The following is a 26,264-nucleotide window of genomic DNA, read 5'->3' as shown; positions in this document are numbered from 1 at the left end:
GGCCATGTTCGCACGATGCCCCTTGGTATCCACCAGGGGCTTATCCGATCATGAGCAGGTGAATCCAATTCCATGGGGAGCGGTGTACGCCGGCGGGGTCCAGCTCGGGGCGTACGCGCTGGCGCGCACCGGGCCCGCCGACCGGGAGCGGCTGCTGCGGGACTGCTCGACGAACGTCGACAACCTCGCCGCCGGGCGCTGGGAGACGCTGCTGAGCAGCGCCCTCGTCGTCGAGGAGCCGATGCCGCTGGCCTACGCACTGCTGCTGGTCGCGGTGCTCGGCTACGCCGAATACGCGTACGGGGCCTGGTGGACCGCGGCGGTGTTCCTGTTCGGGCACGCCTCGGCGACCCTCCTGGTGTACGGCGCACTGCGCAGGACGGCCGATTCCGCAACCCGGCGCGCCCTGGACGTGGGGACGAGCTATGGATTCAACGCCGTCCTGGGCACCCTGACCTCCACCTTGCCGCGCGGAGCCGTCCGCACGGCCGCCCGGGCGGGGCTGCTGGCCCTCGCGGCGGCCCCGTTGCTCAAGCGGGGGCGGACCTTCACGGACGCGGGGCACCTCGCGGCGCTCGGAATCGGCGTGGGGGTCTCGCTGGCCCTCGATTGCCTTTCCGGTACGAAGCATTGGAAAATATCCTGAATCACCTCAGCACTCAGCACCCGAGCACAGCACCACAGCACCCCCGCATGGCCGAACGACCGAACGACCGGACGACCGTACGGGCGCACGCAGCCCGTATGACACGAGTAACTCGCACACCGCTGGAGCCGCCACGATGACCGCCACCCCCTCCACCACCGTCGCCAACCTCCGCGACCTCGGCGGCACCCCGCTCTCCGGCGGCCGCACCGTCCGGGCGGGCCTGGTCCTGCGCTCCGGCCAGCTCGACCGGCTCGACCCGGACGCCGACCCGGTGGTGGCGGCACTGGGCCTGCGTACCGTCATCGACTTCCGCACCGACGCGGAGCGCGCCGACCACCCCGACCGGATACCGGCGGGGGCCCGGCTCCTGGTCGCCGACGTCCTCGCGGACAAGCTGCGGGAGACCGTCAAGAAGCCGGCCGCCGCGCAGCTCAAGGACCTGCTGTCCGACCCCGCGGTGGCCGAGGAGCACCTGGGCGGCGGCCGGGCGCAGGCCCTCTTCGCCGACACCTACCGGTCCTTCGTGCACTCCGGCTCCGCGCAGGCGGCCTACCGCATGCTGCTGACCGAGGCCGCCGCCCCGGAGGCGGGCCCGCTGCTGTTCCACTGCACCGCGGGCAAGGACCGCACCGGCTGGGGCGCGACCGTCATCCTGGCGCTGCTCGGCGCGGACGGCGACACCCTGATGGCCGAATACCTCTCCGTGAACCCGGCGGTGAAGCAGGCCTTCGCCCCGATGATCGAGGGCTTCACGGCAGCCGGCGGCGATCCCGACATCGCGCTCGCGCTGATCGGCGTCTTCCCCTCCTACCTGGAGGCGGCCCTGGACGAGGTCGAGACCCGCTACGGCTCCATGGAGAAGTACGTGCGCGAAGGCCTCGGCGTCGCGGACGAGACGGTCGAGTCGCTCCGCGCCCGCCTGGTGGGCTGAGGCCCCTGCCCAGGGGCGGACGGGTGACCATCCGACGAATCGCTCGTTCTGCTGAACGTGACTGCGCCGGACACCGCCACCCGCCCCCTGCCTCCCGTGGCTCCCGTGCCGCCCGACGTCGAGCAGGCCGAGGCCGCCATCGTCGAGCACTACCCGCGGCTGGTGCGGCTCGCCTATCTGGTGCTGCCCCCCACGCTCGGGCGCAACAGGCGGGTCCTCACCGCGCACTCGCTGGTGCAGCGGGCCCTGCCGCGCGGGAGGCGGGAGGCGGGAGGCGTCGTACAGGGCGGGGTCCCGGGGCAGCGCGGCGGCCCGGACGACTCCGGTTACGCGTACGTCCGGCTGCGGGTGCTCCGCGCGGCACTGGAGGCGGGTCTGCCGCTGACCTTCCGGGGCCTGCCGCGGCGTGCGCAGCTCCCTCCGGCACTGCCCCAGGTGTGGGGTCTGCGGCTGTTCCCCCGCTCGGGCGGGGTCGAGGAGCTCGCCCTCGACCAGTGGCTGGCCACCCTGGACGGCCCCGGCCGGGCCGCCTGCGTCCTGCGCGCCCTGGAGCGGCTGCCCGAGCCGGAGGTGCTCCGGGTGCTGGACGAGGCCGGTGTCCCGGACCCGGCCGCCGCGGCCCGGGAGTCCGGTGATCCGGCGAACGACGCACTGTTCGCCTCCCCCGAGTTCGACCCGTGCGTGCTCCAGGCACGGCCCACCGACCTGCTGCGCCGCCGCCGCCTCACGCGGGCCGCGCTGGCCGCCGGGGCCGCGCTCGCCGTGTGCGGGGCGCTGCTCGCGCTGCCCGGCGGGGGCTGGGGCTCGGACGGGGCCGCCGCTCCGCCGTACGCGCGCAACGCCGCGGCGGAACAGGCTCTGGATCCGGCCAGGCTGGTCCGGGTCTCGCCCGCGCTCTGGCACACCTCCTCCCGTACGGACTTCTCCACCTGGCCGGCTCGCGGGGACCGCACGGACGACACCGCGCTGCTGCGTCGGGCGCTGGCGGTGTGGGCGCGGCCCGGCTCGTCCGTGGTCGTCTCGGCCACCCCCGGAACTCCGTCGGGGCCGCCGATGGGGCCGGCCCAGCTGCTGTTCGCCGGCGCCGTCGACCAGGCCGTGGTGGTCCTGCTGCACGACGGCCTGCGCGTGGTCCGCTACGCCGAGCCGCGCTCCGGGTCGGCGGGCGCGGCGCTGGACTTCGCCCGGACCGACGGTGCCTCGGCGGACACGGCGACCGCGCTGGTCGTCAGCCGGGTCGACGGCAACGTCCGCTACCTCACGGCGCCCTGGGTGACGGGGGTGGCCCTGCGGGACCTGCTGGGGCCCGGCGACCCGCCGACGGCGCTGAAGGCGACGCAGGACGGGGTGACCCCGCCGGTGCCGGGCCCGGCTCCGGCGGGCGACTGCACGAGCTGGAACGCCCTGGCCCTGACCGGCGACGGAGCCACCCGCCTGATCACCGACCTGGGCGAGCTGACCCCGGCCCGGCTGACCTCGGGGGCGCCGGGGGCCGAGCGGAACGTGACGGAGGCGGCGGAACTCGCGGACTGGTCGCGGATCGCCTGCCTGCTGCCCTCGGTGCGCTCGCACGGGGTCCGTACGGTCAACGCCTGGACCTACGCGAAGCAGCCGCTGCCGGAGGGCGACGGGACGGCGGCCTGGCTCTGCACGCGGGCCGAGACCTGGCAGGGTGCGGCGGACCGGGTGCAGGCGCAGTTCCTGGCGCCGGGCTCGGGCACTGCGGCGCAGGCGGCGGCCGCGGAGGGGGTCGCGGCGTGCGGGCCCCGGGAACCGCGGGTGCTGGCGGGCGTGTTGTGGAAGTCGCGGGCGGGCCAGTGGTACGTCCTGGCGGCGGGCAGCGCGCAGTTCGCCTCCCTGTCGGTGTCGGGCGGTGGGGTGAACGGCTCGGCGAACGGCAACCGGTTGGCGGTCAAGGCGCCGGCCGGTGCACAGGTCGACCTGTCGGGGAAGCTGACGGACGGCACGAAGGCCGGGGTGCTGCGCTGACCGCGGGGCCGGGTGGGGCGCACACGAGGCCGGATGAAAATTCAACGACCTGACGGCTGAAGGGAGTTGGCGGGATCCGGGCATGACGGACGCAGTGGGCACATGGCATGATCGGATTCCGGTTACCGATCGGTAATCCCCCACACCCCTTGCCCCCTTGAAGGTCCACCACGTGCGCACGCTTGCCCGCAGCCTCCTCCTCCCCGGCCTGACCGCCCTCGCGCTCACCGCCACCGGCTGCGCCTCGACATCCCACGACCGTGCCGCCGAACCGGCGGCCCCCGCCCCCCTCTCCCCGTCCGCCGACATCGGCTCGCAGCAGCTGGACGTGGCCGCCGCCCCCCAGGGTGAACCCACCCCGGCGGCCGTCGCCCGGGGCGGCTCGAAGGGCCGGACCGAGAAGTCCGCGCTGAAGGTCGCCTCGTACGACGCCGCGACCGGACGGGCCGTCATAGCCAAGGCCCCGCCCGAGGGACCCTCTCGGGCGCCCTCCCCGGGCCGGCCGGCCGAAGCCGACAAGCCCGTCGCGGCGGGTGACGTCATCGCCAGCGCCCCGGCACCCGGCGCCCCCAACGGCCTGCTCGCCAAGGTCACCGAGGTCGTCGGCACGACCGACCGCGGCACCGAGGTCAAGACCGCCTCCACGACACTGGCCGCCGTCCTCAACGACGACAAGGCCGACGGCAAGGTGCCGGTGGACCCCTCGACGGTCGTCGTCGAGCCACTGATGAAGGGCGTGACCTTCTCCTGGGCCAAGGGCGACGGCCTGAAGTTCGGTCCCGAGGGCGCCAAGCTGCCGCTCGGGAACCTCCGGCTCGACGTGAACTCCTCCGTCGACACCGCCCCGGACGCCCCCGCCTCGGCCGGCGCCTCCGTCTCCGGCTTCGTCCAGCTCGCCCCGCAGGTGGAGTTCCAGTACGACGGCACCCGGGGCGGCGGCTCCGGCCCGCGCGGCGCCTTCCTCGGGATGAGCGGCGACTGGTCCTCGCAGTGGAAGCTCCAGGGCCGGGCCGCGGCGAGCACGGGAGCGCCCAAGCGGATCCCCTTCGCCACGCTGCACAGCTCCCCCGTCATCCAGGTCGGCCCGGTGCCGGTCGTCGTCAACCTCGACCTGACCTGCTACATCCAGGTGGAGGCCGACGGCAAGGTCACCCTCGACGTCCAGCAGGACGTCAAGGGCGACTTCAAGGTCGGCGGCAGCTACGCCTTCGGTCGGGGCTGGACCCCGGTCAGCACCTCGAACGTGAAGAGCACGCCGGTCCGGGCGACCGTCACCGCCGCCGGCAAGGTCAAGGGCGCGCTCGGTGCCGAGGCGTCCGTCGGCCTCTACGGCGCCGTCGGTGTCACCGGCGACTTCGCCCCGTACCTGCGCGGCGAGGCGGACGCCAAGGCGACCGCGTCCAGCGACGGCAAGGCCTCCGTCAGCGGCGCGTGGGCCCTGTACGGCGGGTTCGACCTGAGCGGGCAGCTCCAGCTGCAGCTGTCGCTGTTCGGCACGCCCGCCTTCGAGCGCGGAATCCCGCTGGGCACCCTGAACCGCGAGTGGGCACTGGCGAGCGGCGACACCGCACGCTAGACCCCGATCCGCCGGATCGGCCCCCGGGCCGTCCGTCACGGGGTGGGCACGGGCGCGAGAAGTCGGTGCAGGGGTCTTCTCACCCCCTTTACCCACCAGTACATTGACGCCATGTCTAATACGCCGCTCGCGCCCGCCCCCGTGGCGTCGGAACACGTGGGCCTCAGGCCCCGGAACGTGTCCTTCGGCTGGGAGGACACCCCGCTCCACTGGCTGCCCGGCGAACCTTTCGCCGGACACATGATCAATGTGCTGCACCTGCTGCTGCCCGCCGGGGAGCGCTGGTTCGTGCACGTCTACAAGCAGGCGCTCCCCCACATCGAGGACGAGCGGCTGCGGGAGGACGTCGTCGGGTTCATCGGCCAGGAGGCCATGCACGCCGCCGCCCACGACGACGTCCTCCCGCACCTGAAGCGCCTGGGGCTGGACCCGACCCCCTACACCGCCCAGGTGGACTGGCTGTTCGAGAAGCTGCTCGGCGACCGCACCCTGCCCCCGGGCCGCGCCCGGCACTGGTGGCTGATGGAGCGCATCGCGATGATCGCGGCCATCGAGCACTACACGGCGTTCCTCGGCGACTGGGTGCTGAACGCCGACGAACTCGACCGGCGCGGCGCCGATCCCACCATGCTGGACCTGCTGCGCTGGCACGGGGCGGAGGAGGTCGAGCACCGCTCCGTGGCCTTCGACCTCTTCATGCACGTCGACGGCGGCTACCGCCGCAGGGCCCGGACGTGGGCCACGGCCTTCACCGCCCTGGTCTTCCTGTGGCAGCGAGGGGTCCGCTTCTTCATGGAGAACGACCCCCACCTCGTGGACGGCAAGGCCTCCTTCGGACAGTTCTTCCTGGCCGGGCGGCAGGGCGTGCTCCCGTCCACCGGCTCCATGCTGAAGTCCGTACCGAAGTACCTCTCCCGTACGTACCACCCCTCGCAGGAGGGCTCGACGGCCCAGGCGGTGGCCTACCTGGCCTCCTCCCCCGGCGCGGGCGGCGGGGTACGGGCATGAGGCGCGCCCTGGCCGTCACGACGGCCGCCGCGGTCGCGGGTGTTGCCTGGGCGGCCCGGCGGGCCCTGGACCGCCGGATCGGGACCTCCCCGCTGTGGCCGCTGCCCGCCCTGGAGGTGCCGGTCTCCGGCCACTCCCCGCGCCGAGCGCTGCGCGCGCTGATCACCTCCCGCATCCAGCCGGCGCAGGACGTTGTGGAACTGGTCCTGGAATCCCCGGAGCTGCCCGCGTGGACGCCGGGGGCGCACGTGGACGTCACCCTGCCCTCCGGGCTGGTCCGCCAGTACTCGCTGTGCGGCGACCCGGCGGACGAGGGCCGCTACCGGATCGCGATCCGGCTGGTCGGTGACGGCCGAGGCGGCTCCCGCGAGGCGCACGCCCAACTCGTCGAGGGCGCCGAGCTGGAACTGCGTCCGCCGCGCAACCGCTTCGAGCTGATCCCGGCCCCCTCGTACGCGTTCGTCGCGGGCGGCATCGGCATCACCCCCATCCTGCCGATGCTCCGCGCCGCCACCGCGGCGGGCGCCGACTGGACGCTCCTGTACGGGGGCCGCTCCCTCGACTCGATGCCCTTCCTCGACGACCTCGCGGCCTACGGCGACCGGGTCACGGTCCATCCCGAGGACGAGGAGGGCCTGCCCGACCTGTCCCGGCTGGCCACCGCGGCGCCCGGCACCCTGGTCTACTGCTGCGGCCCGGAACCCCTGATGCAGGCCGTCACGGCGACGGCCGAGGACCCCACGGCCGTGCACCTGGAGCGCTTCACGCCCGCCGTGGCACCCGGCCCGGAACGGGCCTTCACGGTCGAACTGCGCCGCTCGGGACGGGTCGTCGAGGTCGGCGCGCAGGAGAGCACCCTCGCCGCGGTGCGCAGGGAGCTGCCCGACACCCCTTACTCGTGCGAGCAGGGCTTCTGCGGGACCTGCCAACACCGGGTCCTCGCGGGCGAGGTGGACCACCGCGACGACCTGCTCACCGACCAGGAGCGCGCGGAGTCGATGCTGCTGTGCGTCTCGCGCGCGAAGGGGGACCGCCTCGCCCTGGACCTGTGAACCCTCCCCAGTAGGGTGTCCGCATGACGACCGGAGTGCGGCGCAGGATGGGTGTCGAGGAGCGGCGGCAGCAGCTGATCGGGGTTGCCCTGGAGCTGTTCAGCCACCGGTCCCCCGACGACGTGTCGATCGACGAGATAGCGGCGGCCGCGGGGATATCCCGGCCCCTGGCCTACCACTACTTCCCCGGCAAGCTCAGCCTGTACGAGGCGGCGCTGCGACGGGCTGCCGACGAGCTGGCCCAGCGGTTCGTCGAGCCTCGGGAAGGGCCCCTGGGGGCGCGCCTGCTGCGGGTGATGGGGCGCTTCTTCGCCTTCGTCGAGGACCACGGGCCGGGCTTCTCTGCCCTGATGCGCGGGGGTCCCGCGGCCGGCAGCAGCCGGGCCAGCGCGATGATCGACGAGGTCCGGCAGGCGGCGTACGAACAGATCCTCACGCACTTGGGGATCGGACTCGACGAGGTGCCGGCCCGGCTGGAGCTCGTGGTGCGCTCCTGGGTCTCGCTCGCCGAGTCCACGGCCCTGATCTGGCTGGACGGCCGCAGGATCCCGCGGAGCGAGCTGGAGCTGCAACTGGTCCACGACTTCGCGGCGCTGGCCGCGGTGAGCGCCGCGTACGACGCGGAGATGGCGGGCATCCTCGTCCGAATCCTGGCCGACGAACCGGCCGACGGGCCCTTCGGAGAGCTGGTGGGGCGGCTGGTCGGGCTCGTCCCGGGCGGCGCGGCGGCTCCCGGCGGCCGACCGGGCGCCGACCCCGCCCTCCCGTGATCACGACCGGCGGTGATCACCGATAATGCCCGCGTGATCATTGACGAGGGGATTCTGTTCCGGCCGGCCGTGGAGAAGGACGCCGGCACGCTGGTGCGGTTGTACGACGAGGCCGCCCGCTGGATGCAGAAGCATGGGATCGAACAGTGGAAGCCCGGCGACAAGGATGCCGCGCACTTCCGGTCGAAGATGCACGGCGGGGAGGTGTGGCTCGCCGGCGACGCGGACGGCCGGGTGTGCGGTGCCTACGAGCTGTGGTGGTCCGACGAGGAGGCCTGGGGGATCCAGCCGCCCGTGGCGGGCTACGTGCACCGGCTGATGGTGTCGCGCGAGACCGCCCCCGCCGGGGCCGGACGCCGCCTGCTCGAACACGCCGAGCGGCGGACGGCCAGGACCGGGCGGGAGCGGGCTCGGCTGGACTGCGTCTCCACCAACCCCCGGCTGCTCGCGTACTACCTGGACGCGGGCTACCGGGTGGTCGGGGAGCTCCCCGACAAGCGGGGGCAGGACGGCAGGACCTACGGGGTGGTCCTGCTGGAGAAGCGGCTCGACCGGCTCACCGTCGTGTGAAGACGGAGACGGTGCGGGCGGGGACGGTGAACTCTCCTGTTCGTGCCTCGTAGGCGGACTGCTTGACCGTGGCGTCGGATCCGGCCGCCTGCACCGGGTGCAGGCGGTAGGCGGTGCCCGCGAGGGCGGTGACGCGCTGGCGCTGGGCGGTGGGGGTGGCGTTGAAGACCACCACCAGGTCGCCCAGGGTCATGGTGATCACGCCCGGGGTCTCCTCCCGGCCCGAGAGCGGGAAGCCCAGCCGGGACTGGACCGCCCCGGCCGTGGTGAGGGCGAAGTCCGGCTCGGTGGTGCGGATCTTCAGCAGGTCGCGGTGGGCCGCCGCGGTGGCGTTGATGTCGGTGCAGGTGGGCGCCGGTCCGGTCAGGAGGGGCTTCGCGTAGGGCCACTTCGGGGCATTGTCGGCGGCCGGGGGCAGGCCCCGCCCGAAGCCGTTGCCCGCGCGACAGTCCCATTGGATGGCGTTGAACCAGTCGCCGCTGTCGTAGGAGTTGCGGTCCAGGGATTTGGAGCGCAGCAGGTCGGAGCCGGCCTGGGAGAGGGCCGGGCCCTGGGACAGGGTGGCCGTCGCCATGGCCAGGACCTGCATGCGGGCCTTGTCGCGGTTGGCGGTGGCGGGCGGGAGCTTGTAGGTCAGGGCGTCGGCGAGGGTCTCGTTGTCGTGGGCGTCCGCGTACGCGAGGGCGTCGCCGGGGGCGGCCGCATAACCGGCCGGGGCGCCGTTGTAGTCCACTTCGGAGCCCTTGACGCGGCGGCCGGAGGTGTCGGTGAAGGTGTACGAGGCGAGGTTGCCGGAGAGGCCGATCTTGATCAGGTCCTGGGCGTGCAGGAGGCGAGCCCGCTGCTCGGCCGGGGTGCCGTTGGCGGGCGCCCCGTTGGGCTCGGTGAACAGGCCCGACGCGAAGCCCTGCACGCGCGGGTCCTCGTCGAAGGGGCCGCCGCCGCGCACCGCGTCGCGGGCCCGGTCGGAGAAGGTGGCGATCCCGGTCCCGGCCATGTTCTTCTGCGTGGCCTGGACGAAGCGGGCGTCGTCGGCGATCTCACCGAAGTTCCATCCCTCCCCGTACAGGACGATCTTCTTGCCGTCCACCCCGTCCCTGGCGGGCGTCAGGGCGTCCAGCGCGGCCCTGACGGCCAGGATGTTGGCCTTCGGGTGGTGGCCCATCAGGTCGAAGCGGAAACCGTCGACCTTGTACTCCTTCGCCCAGGTGACGACCGAGTCCACGACGAGGCGGCCCATCATGGCGTTCTCGGGTGCGGTGTTGGCGCAGCAGGTGGAGGTGGCGACGCTGCCGTCGGCCAGCAGACGCTGGTAGTAGCCGGGAACGATGCGGTCGAGGACGGACTTGTCGGCCTGCCCGGCGGCGACCGTGTGGTTGTAGACGACGTCCATCACCGTGCGCAGCCCGGCCCCGTTCAGGGACTGGACCATCCTGCGGAACTCGACGGTGCGGGCGGTGCCGTTGGGGTCGCTGGCGTAGCTGCCCTCGGGGACGGTGTAGTGCAGCGGGTCGTAGCCCCAGTTGTAGGAGTCCTTCGCGGCGGCCGCCGCCACGCACGCCTGCTGCTCCTGCGAGTCCGGCGCGTACACCGTGAGGTCGCAGGCGGGCTCGGTGCGGTCCGCCGCCTTCTCCGGGATGGTGCCGATGTCGAAGGCGGGCAGGAGGTGGACGTAGGAGGTGCCGGCGTCGGCCAGGTCGCGCAGGTGGCGCATGCCCGCCGAGCCGGTGTCGGTGAAGGCCAGGTACTGGCCGGGGTGGCCGCTGGTGCGGTCCGCGACGGAGAAGTCGCGGATGTGCAGCTCCTGGATCTGCGCGGAGGTGAAGGGGACGGCCGCGGGCTTGCGCAGCTGCTTCCAGCCGGGCGGCGCCAGCTTCGGATCGGCCAGGTCCACGACCAGGCTGTGGGTGGAGTCGGCCGTCAGGGCGGTGGAGTAGGGGTCGGTGACGAGGTTGCGGACCACCTCGCGGGTGCTGGGGGCCCAGACGGTCACCGCGTAGCGGTACGGCTTCCCGTTCCAGGAGCGCGCGCCGCGCACCGACCAGATGCCGGTGGCGTCGTCGCGGCGCATGGCGACGGTGCGGCCGTCGAGTTCGAGGGCCACCCGCTGGGCGGTGGGTGCCCAGACGGAGAGGGTGGGCCGGCCGTCCTTGAAGACCGGGCCCAGGGCGGCGGTCGTCGCGTACAGGTCGTCGAGGACGCCGGCCAGCTGGACGCCGGTGGCGGCGAGGACGGCCCCGTTCGCGGCGCGGGCGCTCGCGACGAGCTGGCCGCGCAGGGCCTCGCGGACGCGGTCCCGGTCGCGCGGGTCGACGGTGAAGGCACTGGAGGCGGCCAGGTGCGGGAACTTCTGCTGCTGGGCGGCGGTCAGCTCGGAGCGGCTGAGCCGCAGCCACCGGGCCGCGCCGGTCAGGGTGCCGTCCTCGGCCTTGACGGAGCCTTCCCGGGAGGCGAGGAGCTGGACGGAGGCGGCCGCCGCGGGGGCGTTCCAGGCGACCGTGTCGCGGTCGATCCACACCGCCCGGGACGTGGTGAGGTCCAGGGCGGCCGAAGAGCCTGCGGGCTGCGGCAGGAGGTACTGCTCCCGGCCGCCGAGCATCCACACCTCGTGGCCGGTGGCCTTCAGGTCCAGGGACTGGTCGGTGGGGAGGTCCTTCTCGTCGCCCTTGTGGAGGATGTAGCTGAGGCTGGTGGCTCCGGCGGCGAGCGGGACCTCGTAGACGGCTCCGTAGGAGTCGGTACGGGTTGCCGGCAGCGGCTTGGACCAGTCGGTCGGGGTCGCGGCGCCGGTCCACACGTGCAGGCCCCAGCCGTCGTAGGCGCCGTCGGGGCGCTGGTAGTGCAGGACGGCCTTGCCCTGGTCCTGCGGCGGGTACGCGGGGCGGTCGGTCCGGGCGGGCTCCTTGCCCTGCTCCAGCCAGATCTCGCCGGTCTTCGTCACGTCGATGGTGCGGTCGGCGGCGACGTCCTTGGTGCCGTCCTTGTCGATGACGAGGTAACCGACCGAGGAGGCGCCGGGCTTGAGCCTCACATGGGCGAAGGCGCCGTAGGCGTCGCGGCCGGTGAAGGCGTGGCCGGCCGGCCACGGGGTGGCCTCGCCCTCGGCGATGTCGCCCCAGGCGTAGAGCCGCCAGTCGGTGTAGTCGCCGTCGGGGCGGTTGTAGTGGACGACCGCGTAGTCGCGCTGGGTGGCGGTGGGCACATCGGGGGGTGGGGCCTGCCCGGTCACGGACCCGGCGAGGGCGCTCGCCGTGCGGCCGGCGGAGTCCACGACGACGGCCTTGTACCGCAGGGCGGTCCCGGCGGGGGTCTTGGCGTCGATGTGCTGGGTGACCTTGTAGGGGGCGTGGTCGGCGGAGCCGAGTACCTGCCACCTGCCGGTGCCGGTCTGCGCGGCGAAGACGACCCGGTTGAGGCCGCCGCCGCTGACGTCGGCGGACAGCTCGACGGTGCCGGTGGCGCCGGGGGCCGGGGCCTTCAACGTCAGGGCGGGCTTGGCGGTGGGGGCGGCGAGCGGGGCGACGGCCCGCAGGACCACCGAGCCGAGGGCGGGGACGACGACGGTCAGCTTGCCCGTGGCGGAGGCGCGGATCAGCGCGGAGCCGCCGTACAGGGTGCGGTACTGGCTGCCGGCCGGGGCGTCGATCTCGACGGTGCGGGACTCGGCGGCGTTGTTGGCGGCGACCAGGTACTCGGTGCGGCTGCGGGCGTCGGTGCGGGCGAAGGCGTACACCGAGCCGTCGGAGAGCCGTTCGCTCTGGATGCCGTCGCGTAGGGCCGGGTGGGCCTTGGTCAGCTTCGACAGAGCACTGATCTCCTGGTAGAGAGGGTGCTCCGGGTCGTAGGCGTCGCTCGCATGCGTGCGCGCCGTTCCCAGCTGGTCGTCGTCGAGGTAGTCGGCGATCTTCGACGCGAACAGGGGCTGGCGTGCGTCCTTGTCGCCGCCCGCACCGGTGTAGCCCTGCTCGTCACCGGAGTAGATCACCGGGTTGCCCCGGGAGAAGAACATCAGCTCGTTGGCGAGCCGGTAGCGGCCCAGCAGCTCCTGCTCGGTCGCGCCCGGCCGGTCCTGCTTCAGGAAGGTCCCGAAGCGGCCCATGTCGTGGTTGCCGAGGAAGGTCACCTGCTCGTAGGCGTTGGCCGTACCCGAGGTGTAGCGGTAGTCGTCGGCGAGGACGGAGCCCAGCCGGGAGGCCGCCGCGCCCTGGGAGGCGTACGCGCGGATCGCGTCCTGGAGCGGGAAGTCGAGGGTGGCGTCGAGGCGCCCACGCGTCACGTACGGTGAGGTGACGGCGGTGTCGGCGGAGTAGACCTCGCCGAACATGAAGAAGTCCTCGCGTCCGTGCTTGGCCGCGTACGCGTCGAGGGCGGTCGCCCACTGCGTCCAGAACTCCGTGTTGACGTGCTTGACCGTGTCGATGCGGAAGCCGTCGATCTTGAAGTCCCTGACCCACTTCTCGTAGATCTTCTCCATGCCGCTGACGACCTCGGGGCGCTCGGTCCACAGGTCGTCCAGGCCGAAGAAGTCCCCCTGCTCGGAGGACTCTCCGGCGAAGGTGGAGTCGCCCCGGTTGTGGTACATCGTGGGGTCGTTGAGCCAGGCCGGGACCTTGAGGTGCTTCTTGGCGTCCGGCACGAACGGGGTCCTCGGGAAGGACTCCCCGTCCACCTTCGGGAACTTCCCCTTCCGGTCGGCGTAGTCCTGGTCGTCGAACGGCACACCGTCCTTCGTCAGGTACGGGAACGCCCCCTTCGACAGGTAGGAGGAGGACGCCTCCCGGTAGTCGACCACGTCGGCCGTGTGGTTGGTGATGACGTCGAAGAAGACCTTCATCCCCTTCGCGTGCGCCTTGTCGATCAGCCGTTCCAGGTCGGCGTTGGTGCCGAAGTGCGGGTCGACCTGGGTGAAGTCGGTGATCCAGTAGCCGTGGTAGCCGGCGGAGACGTCGTTCCCCTTGCCCTGCACCGGCTGGTTCTTGAAGATCGGCGCCATCCAGATGGCCGTGGTGCCGAGCCCCTTGATGTAGTCGAGCCGGTCGGTGAGCCCCTTGAGGTCGCCGCCCTGGTAGAAGCCCTTGTCGGTGGGGTCCAGTCCGGTCTCCAGACGGGAGCCGGTCAGTCCGCCCCGGTCGTTGGACGGATCACCGTTCGCGAACCGGTCCGGGAGCACGAAGTAGAACTGCTCGCGGGTCAGGTCGTGGCGGGCCGGCTCGGCGGCCAGTTTCGCGTCGGAGGGCGGGGCGGGCGCCTTGGCCTCGGCGGCCGCGGCGGGGAGGGCGGGCAGGAGCGTCACGGCCAGCGCGGCGGCGAGCGCTCCTGCGGCAGGGCGTATCAAGGCGGGTCTCCTTGTGTACGTGTCGCATGGATGAGGGCCGCCCGGCCTGGGGTCCCCCGGACGGGGTCCGGGGGACGGGGTCCGGGGGACGGGGCAGGAAGCGCCGGGCGGCCCTGGTCTGTGGGGCGGCGGCTCAGCTGCGCCAGGTGTCGGTCAGCGTGACCTTGCCGCTCGCGGGTACGGTGGCCGTGCGGTTGGCGCCGCTTTCCCAGGTCACGTTCCCGTCGGCGTCCTTGCGGATGTACTTGTAGGCGAAGGACGCGCCCGCCGGGAGGGTGACGTCGAGCTTCCAGACGGGATAGGCCGCCGGGTCCAGCTTCAGCGCGGCGCCGGTGTTCCAGTTGCCGAGCTCGGCACGGTCACCGGTGACGTAGATGTTCTGTCCCGGCACGGTGGTGGCGTTGACGGCGAAGGCGGCCCCGCCGGAGCCTGCCGGGGTGCCCGAGCAGGTACGGGCGTTGACGTGCAGGGCGAGTGCGGTACCGGCGCCGAGCGTCGCGGTGAACCGGCCGCCGGAGTCGACGGTGACGGTGCGCCCGCTCTGCACGTCGCAGTAGTCGCCGGCGGGGAGCGAGGTCTGGAACGTCCGGGTCAGGGCCGAAGCCTCGTGGTTGATCGCGACGTAGGCCTTGGTGCCGCGCCCGAAGGCGATCCGGTCGCCGCTGTTGTCCCACCAGTTCACGACGCCCTGGCCGCGGGCCGCGTTGCGGAAACCGACCATGGAGGAGATCTCCCGCCAGGCGTGCTGGCACTTCCACCCGTCCGAGTAACAGGCGTTGACCGTGCCGCCGTTCGGCGGGCCGGCGTCCTTGTCGGTCCACTCGTATCCGGAGTGCACGTCCGGGGATCCGTACGGCCAGGCCAGGGCGAACACGCTGGCCAGGGTGTAGGTGGACCCGTCCTTGTAGGTGAGCGTGTCACCGACGCGCTCGGTGTCGTGGTTGTCGACGAAGACGCCGCTCTGACCGGAGGGCATGTAGCCCCACGCCTCGCCGAAGTTCTTCAGGTAGGCCAGGTTCTCGTTCTGGAAGACGCGCTTGAGGTCCCGGGCGTACCGGAACTCCTGAACGTCGCCGTTGCCGAGGTACTCGCTCGGCAGGACGGCCTCCCCGGCCCCGAAGATCGCCTCCTGCTTCCAGTAGACCGAGGGGTTCGTCAGCCGGGACTTGATGGCGGCGAGGTCGGCTGCCGGCATGTGCTTGGCGGCGTCGATGCGGAAGCCGTCGACGCCCAGCGAGAGCAGGTCGTTGAGGTAGCCGGCGATCCGGCCCCGTACGTAGTCCTCGCCCGTGTCGAGGTCCGCGAGCTGGACGAGCTCGCAGTTCTGCACGTTGCCGCGGTCCTGGTAGGTGGAGATCGTCGCCCGGCAGTCGTCCATGTCGGCGCCCGAGTAGATCCCCGGGTAGGTGTACTTCGTGTACGAAGAACCGCCCGTCCCGGTCAGCGTCGCGCCCGCGTCCGCCGGGCCGGCCATGTGGTTGATGACGGAGTCGACGACGACCTTCACGCCCGCGGCGTGGCAGGAGCCGACCATCGCCTGGAAGGCGGCCCGGTCACCGAGCCGCCCGGCGATCTTGTAGCTGACAGGCTGGTACGAGGTCCACCACTGGCTGCCCTGGACGTGCTCCTGCGGGGGCGAGACCTGCACGTACCCGTAGCCGGCGGGGCCGAGGGAGTCGGTGCAGGCCTTGGCGACGGAGTCGAATCGCCACTCGAAGAGGACGGCGGTCACGTCCTTCTCGCCGGGGGGCGCGGCGGCGGCCTGCGGCGCGGTGGCGGTGAGCGTGGCGGCGGCAAGTGCGGTGGCGGTGAAAAGAGTTGCAGCTCTGACAGCTCTGGCAGGCATGCGGGGGCCTCCTGGCGGAAGACGTGGGGATTGGAGCGACCGTAGGTGCCAGGTGGAAGCGCTGCAAGAGTTTGCGCAAGAGATTGCAGGATTGTTTCCGACGCGTGTCCCCCCTTCCCGACCGGCACCCCAACTCGCGCCCCATTCCGGCTGGTTGCTCCCGACTTGGCCCTCACTCGGGGCGGGGGTGGAGGTGGCAGGGCAGGGCGGAAGACGCGGAAGCCTGTGGGGCTGAGGTGAAGAGGACGGGGGGGGAGACAAGGGGGGATCCGGCGGGGCGGCGTCAGAGCTGCCCTGGGGGTGTCCCGCCAGTCCCATCGTCCGTCCGGTTCGTGCCGGCCCCGCCCCACCGGCTTCCGCCGTGCTCCGACCCCGCCGCGGGCGCCCTGGACCGGTCCACCCCGGCTCGGGACCCGCCACGAGTACCCGTCCCGCTACTCCGGCGACTGGCCCGTCGAGCCGCGGACCACCAGTTCGGGCTGGAAGACGTACTCCGTGCGCTGGACCGGGGTCCCGGACACCGCCTCCAGGAGGGCGCCGACCGCCGCCGTCGCCATCGCCCGTACCGGCTGGCGGACCGTCGTGAGCGGCGGGTCCGTGAAGGCGATCAGGGGCGAGTCGTCGAAGCCGACCACGGAGACGTCCTGCGGCACGCGCAGGCCCCGCTCGCGCACGGCCCTTATCACCCCGAGTGCCATCGGGTCGCTGCCGCAGACGATGCCCGTGCAACCGCGGTCGAGGAGGGCGCCGCCGGCGGCGTGCCCGCCCTCGACCGTGAACAGGGTGCGCTGGATCCGCCCCTCGGCCTCCGCGTCCGGTACGACGGACCGGAAACCCTGCTCCTTGCGGGCCGAGGGCACGTACCGGGTCGGCCCGATGGCCAGCCCGATGCGTTCGTGTCCGAGGTCCTGCAGGTGCCGTACGGCCATCTCGGCGGCCGCCCGGTCGTCCGGGGAGATGAAGGGGGCGTTCACGTGCTCGTTGAAGCCGTTGATCATCACGAACGGCAGCCCCCGGGAGGCGAGCCGCTGGTAGCGGGCGGGATCTGCGTGGGAGTCGGCGTGCAGGCCGGAAAGGAAGACGATGCCGGTGACGCCCCGCTCCTCCAGCTGCTCCACCAGCTCGTCCTCGGTGGCCCCGCCGGGCGTCTGCGTGCACAGCACCGGCGTGTACCCGTGCCCGGCCAGGGCCTGTTCGATCACCTGCGCGAACGCCGGGAAGATCGGGTTGGTGAGCTCCGGGATCAGCAGTCCGACCAGGCCGTTGCTGCGCCGCTTGAGCCGCACGGGCCGCTCGTAGCCGAGCAGGTCCATCGCGGCCAGCACCTTGTGCCGGGTGCCGGCCGCGACGCCTGCCTTGCCGTTGAGCACACGGCTGACCGTCGCCTCGCTGACCTGGGCCTGCGCGGCGATGTCCGTCAGCCGGAGGGGGGAGGTCACCCCGACGTCACCTGCCACCACACCGTGGTGTCGGCCGGCAGCACGCCGTCCTCGACCGTCGCGCCGCTGGACAGCAGGGCCTCGCCGGCGACGGGGAGGCGTACGGCCGTGCCGGTGGTGTTGGCGGTGCAGAGGAAGTCCCCGCGGCGGAAGGCCAGGACGCCCTCGGGGGCGTCCTGCCAGTCCACCGAGTCACCCGCGCCCAGGTCGGGGCGCTCGCGGCGCAGCCGCAGGGCCGTTCGGTACAGCTCCAGGGTGGAGGACGGATCGCCGGTCTGCGCCTCCACGCTCAGCTCCGCCCAGGAGTCGGGCTGCGGGAGCCAGCTGCCGCCGGTGCCGAAGCCGTACGGGGCCTCGGTCCCCGACCACGGGAGGGGGACCCGGCAGCCGTCCCGGAAACCGTCCTGTCCGGCCGCGCGGAAGAAGGACGGGTCCTGGCGGACCTCGTCCGGCAGGTCGGTGACGTCGGGCAGGCCGAGTTCCTCGCCCTGGTAGACGTACGCCGAGCCGGGCAGCGCCAGCATCAGCAGGCTCGCCGCGCGGGCGCGCCGCAGGCCGAGCTCGCGGTCTCCGGGCTCGCGCAGCTGGGTGCCGAGGCCGGCGGGGTTGGCGAAGCGGGTGGCGTGCCGGGTGACGTCGTGGTTGGACAGCACCCAGGTGGTGGGGGCGCCCACGGGGCGCATCGCGGCCAGCGAGCCGTCGATGACCTCGCGGAGCGCCGTCGCCTCCCAGTCGGTGGTCAGGTACTGGAAGTTGAACGCCTGCTGCATCTCGTCGGGGCGGACGTAGCGGGCCGTGCGCTCGACGGTGGGGGTCCACGCCTCGGCGACCAGGACGCGGTCGCCCTCGTACTCGTCGAGGATCCGGCGCCAGGAGCGGTATATCTCGTGGACGCCGTCCTGGTCGAAGAAGGGCATGACGTCGTTGCCGAGCAGCTTCAGCTGGTCCCTGGCGCCGAGGTCGGGCAGGCCGGGGGCCTTGACCAGGCCGTGGGCGACGTCGACGCGGAAGCCGTCGGCGCCGAGGTCGAGCCAGAAGCGCAGGATGGAGCGGAACTCGTCCTGGACGGCCGGGTGCTCCCAGTTGAAGTCGGGCTGCTCGGGTGCGAACAGGTGCAGGTACCACTCGCCGTCCGCGACCCGGGTCCAGGCGGGCCCGCCGAAGATCGACTCCCAGTCGTTGGGGGGCAGTTCGCCGTCCTCGCCCTGGCCGGGACGGAAGTGGAACCGCTCCCGCAGCCGGGACCCGGGGCCTTCGCGCAGCGCCTGCTTGAACCATTCGTGCTGGTCGGAGCAGTGGTTCGGGACGAGGTCGACGATGATGCGCAGTCCCAGTCCGTGGGCCTCGCGGATCACGGCGTCGGCGTCGTGCAGGGTGCCGAACATGGGGTCGATGGCCCGGTAGTCGGCGACGTCGTAGCCGGCGTCGGCCTGCGGGGAGGCGTAGAAGGGGCTGAGCCAGACGGCGTCGACGCCCAGCTCCTTGAGGTAGGGCAGGCGGCTGCGGATGCCTTCGAGGTCCCCCATGCCGTCCCCGTTGGAGTCGGCGAAGCTGCGCGGATAGACCTGGTAGATCACCGCGTCTCTCCACCAGCCGGGCGTGGTGCCGGTGGTGGTGGGAAGTGCGTCGGCGAGGTGCTGGGTCATGTCGTCCTTGGAGAGATCGGGCCGGGAAGGCGAACGGGCAGGCTCGGGTGGTCAGCCCTTGGTGGCGCCTGCCGTCATCCCGGCGACGAGGTGACGCTGGGCGAATACGAAGAAGATCGCCGCGGGGATGGCGATGAGGACCGAGGCGGCGCTCATCGCACCCCAGTTGGAGGTGTACTGGGTGACGAAGGTCTGCAGTCCGCCGGCCAGGGTGAGGTTCTCCTCGCCGACCATGAAGGCGGAGGCGTAGGCGACCTCGCCCCAGGCGGTGATGAAGGCGTAGAAGCCGGTGACGGCGAGGCCGGGCTTGGCGAGCGGGAGGATCAGCCGCCAGAAGGTGCCGAAGGGGTTCAGTCCGTCGACGCGGCCCGATTCGTCGATCTCGACCGGGATGGTGTCGAAGAAGCCCTTCATCATCCATGCGCAGAACGGCACGGCGATGGTCAGGTAGGTGATGATCAGGCCGACGGGCTGGTTGAGCAGCCCGAGCTGCCCCATCAGGTTGTAGAGCGGGACGATCAGGATGGCCATCGGGAACATCTGTGTGATGAGCAGGGTCCACATCAGCGGCTTCATGCCGGGGAACTTGAAGCGGCTGACCGCGTATCCGGTGGTGGCGGCGATGAAGACACCGAGGACGGTGGTGACGCCGGCGACCAGGACGGAGTTGAGGAACCAGTCGAGGAAGTGGCTCGACTCCAGCAGGTACGTGTAGTTGCTGAGGGTGGGTTCCTTGACGAAGTCCGTGGTGATGGCGTGCTGCGCGGGCTTGAGCGAGGTCAGCAGGATCCACAGGACGGGGAAGACGGCGATGACGGACGCGACGACGAGGGTCGCGTGCAGGCCGACGGAGGCCAGGGGGGAGCGGCTGCCCCGGGTACGCGTGCTGGTCATGGTCACCACACCTCTCCCTGCTTGCGCAGCGAGCGCCGGTAGACCAGCGCGAAGATCATGAGCAGCAGGAGGATCAGTACGCCCCACGTCGCGGAGACGGCGAAGTCGCGCGGGCTCGTGATGAAGGCCTCCCGGAAGGCCTGGGTCACCAGGATCTCGGTGGAGTCTCCCGGTCCGCCCCGGGTGAGCAGGAAGATCACCGGGAACATGTTGAAGGTCCAGATGGTGGAGAGCAGGATCACGGTCATGCTGACCGTGCGCAGTCCGGGCAGGGTGATGTGGCGGAAGCGCTGCCAGGCGCTGGCGCCGTCCATCTCGGCGGCCTCGTAGAGCTCGCCGGGGATGGACTGCAGGCCGCCGAGGAGGGCGACCATCATGAAGGGGATGCCCAGCCAGACGTTGACGGCGATGACCGAGAACTTGGCCCAGGTCGGGTCGTCGAGCCACGGCACGGCGGCGATGCCGCCGCCGTCGAGGACCTTGTTGAGGATGCCGTTGTCGCGGTTGAAGAGGAACCGCCAGGCGAAGACGGAGACGAAGCCGGGCACGGCCCAGGGCAGGATGAGCGCCATCCGGTAGGCGGCGCGGCCCCGGAACTGCCGGTTCAGCATGTTGGCGAGGGTCAGTCCGAGCACGAACGTGATGGACACGCACGCGACGGTCCAGACCACCGTCCACACCAGCCGCTGCAGGAACACCGGGTCGCCGAGCACCGCCGTGTAGTTGTCGAGTCCGATGAACTCGTACGTGGCGTCGATGTGGCGGGCGCCGATGTCACGGGCGACATTGCGCTCGTTGGCGTCGGTCAGCGACAGGTAGATGCCGCGCACCAGCGGCCACCCGATGATCACGCCGAGGACGAGCACCACCGGGGCGACCATGGCCCAGGCGTACCAGTGGGTGGCGAGGGCGCGCCTCAGGCCACCTGTGCTCCGGGGGGTCCCGGTGTTCCCGCTGTCAGTCCAGCGGCTCCGGCCGCGGACGGCGGAGTCGTTCCCGACTCCGTCGTCCGCGGCCTTCGCCACCGACTGGCTGGTGTCAGCAGCCATGGTTTCGTTACTTCCAGCCCTTGAGGATCTTGCGGAACTCGATGCCGGCCGCCTTGGCGGCTTCCTCCGGGCTCGACGCCCCGGTGATCGCCTTGGTGTACTCGACCTTCAGCGGCTCGAAGAGGGAGCCGTTCTCCGGGATCCAGGCGCGCTCGACGGCCTTGTCCACGGCCGGCTTGAAGAACTGGACCATCTCGCTGCTCTTGACGTCCGGCTGCTCGTAGGCGGCGGTACGGGTCGGCAGCAGGCTCAGCTCCTTGGCGGACTGGACCTGGACCTCCTGCGAGGTCATGTACTCGACGAAGGCGTGGGCGGCGGCGCGGTTCTTCGAGCCGGCGTAGACGCCGAGGTCGTGGCCGCCCTGCGGGGCGCCGGCCTTGGCGGAGCCGGCCGGGACGGCGGCGACGCCGAGGTTGGCCTTGTCCTTGAACTGGTCGCCGGCGTAGGTGTCGGCGACGGCCCACGGACCGTTGATCATCATGGCGGCCTCGCCGGTCTTGAAGGCCGTCTGCATGTTGGCGTAGCCGTCGGTGGCGTTGGTGATCGCCGCACCCGAGGTGACCAGGTCACGGGCGGTCTTGAAGGCCTTGACGCCCGCCTCGTTGTCGACGGTGACCGTCTTGTTCTTCGCGTCGACGAGGTCGCCGCCCTCGCCGTAGATCAGCGGGAGGAACCAGTAGGAGTCGTCGCCGCGGAGGTAGAGGGCGGCCTTGCCGGTCTTCGCCTTGATCGCGTCGGCGGCGGTCTTCAGCTCCGCCAGCGTCTTGGGCGGCTCGACTCCGGCGTCGGCGAGCATCTTCTTGTTGTAGAAGAGGCCGAGGGTGTCGATGACCTGCGGCACGGCGTAGGTCTTGCCCTCGTACTTGGCGCTGGCCGCGGCCTGCGGAAGGAAGTCGCTGTCGACCTTCTTCGCCATGTCGGCCGGGACCTCGTCGAGGTAGCCGAGGGAGGCGAAGTCGGCGACCCAGCCGACGTCCGCGCGGATCACGTCAGGCGCGTCGGAGCCGCTGCTGAAGGCGTTCTTGACCTTGTTCTGCGCGTCGCCGTACGGGACGTTGACGTACTTGACCGTGACCTTCGGGTGCTTCGCGGTGAACGCCTCGGCGATCTTCTGGAAGCTGGCCTTCTCGGCGTCGTTCGCGGTGTCCCACCAGGTGACCGTGCCGGAAAGCTCGCCGCCTGCGTCGGTCCCGCCGTCGCCCTTGTCGTCACCGCCGCAAGCCGTCGCCGCGAGCGCCAGGGCCGCGACCAGCGCGGTGGCCGCTATGCCACGCCGCATATGAACTCCTTCGATGATTCCGGCCGCGCCCTCGCGGTCCCGAGTTGCCAGGAACGTAACAAGACTGAAAGAGGACCGAAAGACCTTGCGCAAACTTTCTGCAAGCGGAGGCGATCGTTACATCCGTGTGTCCGGACGGTTGCCGCGGCTTGCTGTTAGTTCGAGTCGTCTTCGACTGCCCGGGCCCGCAACCAGGGGGCATGTCACCGCGTTGACCCCGATATGACCCACGAGTCGACGGCCGTCGGCCTTGCAAGCGCTTACAGCAACGCGACGACTGCGAGCGGTGACTGGTGGCGCGATGCCGTCATTTACCAGGTGTACGTACGCTCCTTCGCCGACAGCGACGGCGACGGGATCGGCGACCTGCGCGGCGCCCGCTCCCGCCTCCCCCACCTCGCCCGCCTCGGGGTCGACGCCGTGTGGCTCACCCCCTTCTACGTCTCCCCGCAGGCGGACGGCGGCTACGACGTCGCCGACTACCGGGCCGTCGACCCGCTCTTCGGCGACCTCGCCGACGCCGAAGAGCTCGTCCGGGCCGCGCACGGGCTCGGGCTCCGGGTCATCGTGGACGTGGTGCCGAACCACACCTCCGAGCAGCACCCGTGGTTCCGGGCCGCGCTCGCCGGGGAGCCGGGGGCCCGGGAGCGGTATCTCTTCCGCCCCGGCCGGGGCGCGGACGGCAGCCTCCCTCCGAACGACTGGGAGTCGGTCTTCGGCGGTCCGGCCTGGACCCGGGTCGCGGACGGCGCGTGGTACCTGCACCTCTTCGCACCCGAGCAGCCGGACCTGGACTGGAGCCGCCCGGAGGTCGCCGCCGAGTTCGACTCGGTCCTGCGCTTCTGGCTCGACCTCGGCGTGGACGGCTTCCGCATCGACGTCGCCCACGGCATGGTCAAGGCGGAGGGCCTGCCGGACATCGGCCGCGGCGCCCAGGCCACGCTCATCGGCACGGAGCCGCTCCCGTTCTTCGACCAGGACGGGGTCCACGAGATCCACCGCGGGTGGCGGCGCCTGCTCGACTCCTACGAGGGGCAGCGCATCGGCGTCGCCGAAGCCTGGGCCCCGACCTCGGAGCGGCTCGCCCTGTACGTCCGACCGGACGAGCTCCACCAGGCGTTCAACTTCCGGTTCCTGACCTGCCCGTGGGACCCGACGGCGATGCGCACCGTGATCGACGAGTCGCTGGCCGCCACCGCCTCGGTCGGCGCCCCGACCACGTGGGTGCTGTCCAACCACGACGTCGTACGCCACGTGACCCGCTACGGCGACGGACCGCGCGGCCTGGCCCGGGCCCGGGCCGCGGCCCTGCTGATGCTGGCCCTGCCGGGCTCGGCGTACCTCTACCAGGGCGAGGAACTCGGCCTCCCGGAGGTCACGGACCTCCCGCCCGAAGCCCGCCAGGACCCGGCCTTCCGCCGCGGGGGCCGTCAGCGGATCCCGGCCCCCGCGGGCGAGCCCGCCCCGGGCCCGACGCCCGCGGCCGCCGGCATCATCGCCCCCCGCCCCGGCGAACCCGCCTTCCCGGAACCGACCGGGCGGCCCGGCGCGGACGACCGCGCCCGGCCGGACACCGCAGCGGACTCCGGGCCCGCACCCGAAGCACCGGCCGCACCCGAACCTCCGACCGCGTCGGAGGCGGAGGGCCAGGACGGGTTGCGCGACGGCTGCCGGGTCCCGCTCCCCTGGGCCGGGGCGGAGCCCCCGTACGGGTTCGGGCCGGCCGGCAGCTGGCTGCCGCAGCCGCCGGCCTGGGCCGGCCTCAGCGTCGCCGCCCAGACCGGCGACCCGCATTCCACGCTGGAGCTGTACCGTGCCGCCCTGGAACTGCGCCGGGCGATGCCCGGGCTGGGCGCGCCCGAGGCCGGCGGGCCGTCCGGCGCCTGCGGAATGGCCTGGCAGCCCGCGCCCGACGGGGTCCTCCTCTTCACCCGCCCCGGCTTCGCCTGCACCCTCAACACCCGGCCCGACTCCGTCGAACTCCCCGCGCCGGGCCGTCCCGTGCTCTCCAGCGCCCCCGTGGAGACGGACGGTCGCACCGTCCGTCTCCCCCCGGATTCGTGCACGTGGTGGGCATTTTGATGTGGCGGCCGGTACAGTCCAATCCCGTGACCGCACGGCTAGCCGACATCGCAGCCCAGGCGGGGGTCAGCGAAGCCACAGTCAGCCGCGTGCTCAACGGCAAGCCCGGTGTGGCCGCGGGCACCCGCGAATCCGTGCTGGCCGCGCTGGACGTCCTCGGCTACGAGCGCCCCGTACGGCTGCGCCAGCGCAGCGCCGGCCTCGTCGGACTGATCACGCCCGAGCTGGACAACCCCATCTTCCCGGCCCTCGCGCAGGTCATCGGCCAGGCCCTGACCCGCCAGGGGTACACGCCGGTGCTGGCCACCCAGACCCCCGGCGGGTCCACCGAGGACGAACTGACCGAGATGCTCGTCGACCGCGGGGTCTCCGGGATCATCTTCGTCTCCGGACTGCACGCCGACACGACGGCCGATATGGGCCGCTATGACCAACTCCGCGGACAAGGTGTCCCCTACGTTCTGATCAACGGCTTCTCCGACAAGGTGCAGGCCCCCTTCGTCTCTCCCGACGACCGCGCCGCGATGCAGCTCGCGGTCACGCATCTGACCGCCCTCGGGCACACCCGGATCGGCCTCGCGGTCGGGCCGAAGCGGTTCGTACCGGTCCTGCGGAAGATCGAGGGCTTCCGCAGCGGGATGAAGGAGCGACTCGGGCTCGGCGACGCCGAGATCGAGGAACTGATCCAGCACTCCCTCTACTCCCTGGAAGGCGGCCAGGCCGCCACGTCCGCACTGATCTCACGGGGCTGCACGGCGGTGGTGTGCGCGAGCGACATGATGGCGCTCGGCGCGATCCGGGCGGCCCGGCAGCAGGGGCTGCGGGTGCCGCAGGACGTCTCGGTCGTCGGCTTCGACGACTCCCCCCTCATAGCGTTCACCGACCCACCGCTGACCACCATCCGGCAGCCCGTGCAGGCGATGGGGCAGGCGGCGGTGCGGACGCTGCTGGAGGAGATCGGCGGTACCCCGGCCCCGCACAGCGAATTCGTGTTCCTGCCGGAACTGGTCGTGCGCGGCTCCACCGCCTCGGGCCCCGGGCAGCGGCGCGGCCCGTCTCGTACCTGAGAGGGAGCGGCTGCGCCGAAGACCGTCCCGAGGGATGATCGGAGGCGAAAGCTCATCTGGCAAACTCTCTCCCCATGGGTGAAGCGAGCGTGAAGACACTGGAAACCCGGACGGATGTCTCCTCACCCGTAGCGGTCGAGACCGAGACCCGACCGGGCTCCGACCGCGCCCTGATCTCCCGACTGCGGGTCCCGCGCCGGCCGCGGATCTGGTTCGAGGTCCTGCTGATCGCGGTCAGCTACTGGACCTACTCGCTGATCCGCAACGCGGTGCCCGAGCAGAAGTCGATCGCCCTCGCGAACGCCGACTGGATCTGGGGGGTCGAGCGGACCCTCGGCATCGCCGTCGAGCAGTCGGTCAACCACGCGGTCAATTCCGTGACGTGGCTGATCGTGGGGATGAACTACTACTACGCCACACTCCACTTCATCGTGACCATCGGCGTACTGGTGTGGATCTACCGGTTCCATCCCGGCCGGTACGCCGCCACGCGCCTGGTCCTCTTCGCCACCACCGGCGTGGCCCTGGTCGGCTACTACTTCTACCCGCTGGCGCCGCCCCGGCTGATGAACGGGCAGCACTTCGTCGACACCGTGCTGGTCCACCACACCTGGGGCTCCATGGCCTCCGGGAACCTCAAGCACATGTCGAACCAGTACGCTGCGATGCCGTCCATGCACATAGGGTGGTCGCTGTGGTGCGGGCTGACGATCTTCGCGGTCGCCTCGGCCCCCTGGGCCCGGATCCTGGGCCTGCTCTACCCGGCAGCGACCCTCGTCGTCATCGTGGCCACCGCCAACCACTTCTGGCTCGACGCCGTGGGCGGCATGATCTGCCTGGCCTTCGGCTACGCCGTCTCGCACGCCTGGTACGGCTCGCTGCCGCACCGCCTGCCCCGCCACCCCGAGCACACGGGCCCGCACCCGGCGTCGGAGCTCGTCAGCCGCTTCCGGCCGCAGCGCTGAAGACCGCCCGGCCCTGATCCCGCCGGACAGACACCGGCCCACCGGCCCCGTGCCTCCCGGTGGGCGGGGCGCCCGCCGGGAGGCACGGGGCGGGCCGAACGCTCCCCGCTGCCGTTC

The 26,264-nt window shown here is 72.0% G+C and carries 18 protein-coding genes; 11 read left to right on the top strand and 7 right to left on the bottom strand.

Features of this window, described 5'->3' with window-relative positions; genetic code table 11:
- Nucleotides 1-58: 58 nt before the first annotated feature.
- From AW27_RS24490 to AW27_RS24455, 8 genes are all read left to right on the top strand, one after another.
- Nucleotides 59-646, top strand: a complete 588-nt coding sequence (locus AW27_RS24490; RefSeq protein WP_236647807.1) for a rhomboid-like protein — start codon at nt 59-61, stop codon at nt 644-646.
- Nucleotides 647-782: 136 nt separating this feature from the next.
- A complete protein-coding gene (locus AW27_RS24485) occupies nt 783-1,580 on the top strand; it encodes a tyrosine-protein phosphatase (RefSeq protein WP_037927167.1) in 798 nt (265 codons plus the stop codon).
- A 57-nt stretch (nt 1,581-1,637) separates the two neighbouring features.
- Nucleotides 1,638-3,569 carry a hypothetical protein gene (locus tag AW27_RS24480; protein ID WP_037927170.1) on the top strand — a complete coding sequence of 644 codons (1,932 nt, stop codon included), beginning with the start codon at nt 1,638-1,640 and terminating at the stop codon, nt 3,567-3,569.
- A gap of 172 nt (nt 3,570-3,741) precedes the next feature.
- Nucleotides 3,742-5,145: a hypothetical protein gene (locus tag AW27_RS24475; RefSeq protein ID WP_078556955.1), complete on the top strand. Its 1,404-nt coding sequence runs from the start codon at nt 3,742-3,744 to the stop codon at nt 5,143-5,145.
- Nucleotides 5,146-5,256: 111 nt separating this feature from the next.
- A complete protein-coding gene (locus AW27_RS24470) occupies nt 5,257-6,153 on the top strand; it encodes a metal-dependent hydrolase (RefSeq protein ID WP_037927178.1) in 897 nt (298 codons plus the stop codon).
- Entirely contained in the window at nt 6,150-7,205 is a 1,056-nt protein-coding gene (locus AW27_RS24465) for a PDR/VanB family oxidoreductase (RefSeq protein ID WP_037927181.1), read from the top strand. Before AW27_RS24470 ends, AW27_RS24465 begins: the two co-directional genes overlap by 4 nt.
- Nucleotides 7,206-7,228: 23 nt before the next feature.
- Entirely contained in the window at nt 7,229-7,975 is a 747-nt protein-coding gene (locus AW27_RS24460; RefSeq protein WP_052031212.1) for a TetR/AcrR family transcriptional regulator, read from the top strand.
- A 33-nt stretch (nt 7,976-8,008) separates the two neighbouring features.
- A complete protein-coding gene (locus tag AW27_RS24455; RefSeq protein WP_037927184.1) occupies nt 8,009-8,545 on the top strand; it encodes a GNAT family N-acetyltransferase in 537 nt (178 codons plus the stop codon).
- Here the strand turns inward: AW27_RS24455 and pulA are convergent.
- The 7 genes from pulA to AW27_RS24420 all read right to left on the bottom strand — a co-directional run bounded on the left by pulA (nt 8,532) and on the right by AW27_RS24420 (nt 22,033).
- Complete coding sequence (gene pulA, locus AW27_RS24450) at nt 8,532-13,880, bottom strand: pullulanase-type alpha-1,6-glucosidase (RefSeq protein ID WP_052031213.1); 5,349 nt, start codon at nt 13,878-13,880, stop codon at nt 8,532-8,534. The genes AW27_RS24455 and pulA overlap by 14 nt on opposite strands.
- A gap of 133 nt (nt 13,881-14,013) precedes the next feature.
- Nucleotides 14,014-15,726: a carbohydrate-binding module family 20 domain-containing protein gene (locus tag AW27_RS24445; protein ID WP_037927187.1), complete on the bottom strand. Its 1,713-nt coding sequence runs from the start codon at nt 15,724-15,726 to the stop codon at nt 14,014-14,016.
- A gap of 434 nt (nt 15,727-16,160) precedes the next feature.
- Nucleotides 16,161-17,165: a LacI family DNA-binding transcriptional regulator gene (locus AW27_RS24440; protein WP_236647808.1), complete on the bottom strand. Its 1,005-nt coding sequence runs from the start codon at nt 17,163-17,165 to the stop codon at nt 16,161-16,163.
- Nucleotides 17,162-18,811: a glycoside hydrolase family 13 protein gene (locus AW27_RS24435; RefSeq protein WP_037927189.1), complete on the bottom strand. Its 1,650-nt coding sequence runs from the start codon at nt 18,809-18,811 to the stop codon at nt 17,162-17,164. Before AW27_RS24435 ends, AW27_RS24440 begins: the two co-directional genes overlap by 4 nt.
- A 51-nt stretch (nt 18,812-18,862) precedes the next feature.
- On the bottom strand, nt 18,863-19,705 hold the full coding sequence (locus tag AW27_RS24430) for a sugar ABC transporter permease (protein WP_037927691.1): 843 nt from the start codon (nt 19,703-19,705) through the stop codon (nt 18,863-18,865).
- A gap of 2 nt (nt 19,706-19,707) precedes the next feature.
- Nucleotides 19,708-20,754 (bottom strand): carbohydrate ABC transporter permease, encoded by a 1,047-nt coding sequence (locus tag AW27_RS24425; protein ID WP_037927192.1) that lies wholly within the window; start codon nt 20,752-20,754, stop codon nt 19,708-19,710.
- 7 nt (nt 20,755-20,761) lie between these two features.
- The gene (locus AW27_RS24420) at nt 20,762-22,033 is read right to left on the bottom strand and encodes an extracellular solute-binding protein (protein WP_037927196.1); all 1,272 of its coding nucleotides are present in this window, start codon (nt 22,031-22,033) and stop codon (nt 20,762-20,764) included.
- Nucleotides 22,034-22,255: 222 nt separating this feature from the next.
- On the opposite strand from AW27_RS24420, the gene AW27_RS24415 reads away from it, so the two are divergent.
- The 3 genes from AW27_RS24415 to AW27_RS24405 all read left to right on the top strand — a co-directional run bounded on the left by AW27_RS24415 (nt 22,256) and on the right by AW27_RS24405 (nt 26,147).
- The gene (locus tag AW27_RS24415; protein WP_037927202.1) at nt 22,256-24,115 is read left to right on the top strand and encodes a glycoside hydrolase family 13 protein; all 1,860 of its coding nucleotides are present in this window, start codon (nt 22,256-22,258) and stop codon (nt 24,113-24,115) included.
- 26 nt (nt 24,116-24,141) lie between these two features.
- Nucleotides 24,142-25,182, top strand: a complete 1,041-nt coding sequence (locus tag AW27_RS24410; RefSeq protein ID WP_037927693.1) for a LacI family DNA-binding transcriptional regulator — start codon at nt 24,142-24,144, stop codon at nt 25,180-25,182.
- Between the two features lie 74 nt (nt 25,183-25,256).
- Entirely contained in the window at nt 25,257-26,147 is an 891-nt protein-coding gene (locus AW27_RS24405; RefSeq protein WP_236647809.1) for a phosphatase PAP2 family protein, read from the top strand.
- The last annotated feature ends 117 nt before the right edge of the window (nt 26,148-26,264 follow it).

It is taken from the genome of Streptomyces sp. PCS3-D2 (genome assembly GCF_000612545.2).
In the GTDB taxonomy this organism is placed as follows: Bacteria; Actinomycetota; Actinomycetes; order Streptomycetales; family Streptomycetaceae; genus Streptomyces.
This window is presented reverse-complemented; position numbering and strand designations above follow the sequence as displayed.

Bases quoted from the DNA above. Each gene is read 5' to 3' on its own strand.
- AW27_RS24465 (WP_037927181.1), top strand. From the start codon at position 6,150: ATGAGGCGCGCCCTGGCCGTCACGACGGCCGCCGCGGTCGCGGGTGTT.
- AW27_RS24415 (WP_037927202.1), top strand. From the start codon at position 22,256: ATGACCCACGAGTCGACGGCCGTCGGCCTTGCAAGCGCTTACAGCAAC.
- AW27_RS24485 (WP_037927167.1), top strand. From the start codon at position 783: ATGACCGCCACCCCCTCCACCACCGTCGCCAACCTCCGCGACCTCGGC.
- AW27_RS24460 (WP_052031212.1), top strand. From the start codon at position 7,229: ATGACGACCGGAGTGCGGCGCAGGATGGGTGTCGAGGAGCGGCGGCAG.
- AW27_RS24405 (WP_236647809.1), top strand. From the start codon at position 25,257: ATGGGTGAAGCGAGCGTGAAGACACTGGAAACCCGGACGGATGTCTCC.
- AW27_RS24445 (WP_037927187.1), bottom strand. From the start codon at position 15,726: ATGCCTGCCAGAGCTGTCAGAGCTGCAACTCTTTTCACCGCCACCGCA.
- AW27_RS24435 (WP_037927189.1), bottom strand. From the start codon at position 18,811: ATGACCCAGCACCTCGCCGACGCACTTCCCACCACCACCGGCACCACG.
- AW27_RS24470 (WP_037927178.1), top strand. From the start codon at position 5,257: ATGTCTAATACGCCGCTCGCGCCCGCCCCCGTGGCGTCGGAACACGTG.
- AW27_RS24430 (WP_037927691.1), bottom strand. From the start codon at position 19,705: ATGACCAGCACGCGTACCCGGGGCAGCCGCTCCCCCCTGGCCTCCGTC.
- AW27_RS24425 (WP_037927192.1), bottom strand. From the start codon at position 20,754: ATGGCTGCTGACACCAGCCAGTCGGTGGCGAAGGCCGCGGACGACGGA.
- AW27_RS24420 (WP_037927196.1), bottom strand. From the start codon at position 22,033: ATGCGGCGTGGCATAGCGGCCACCGCGCTGGTCGCGGCCCTGGCGCTC.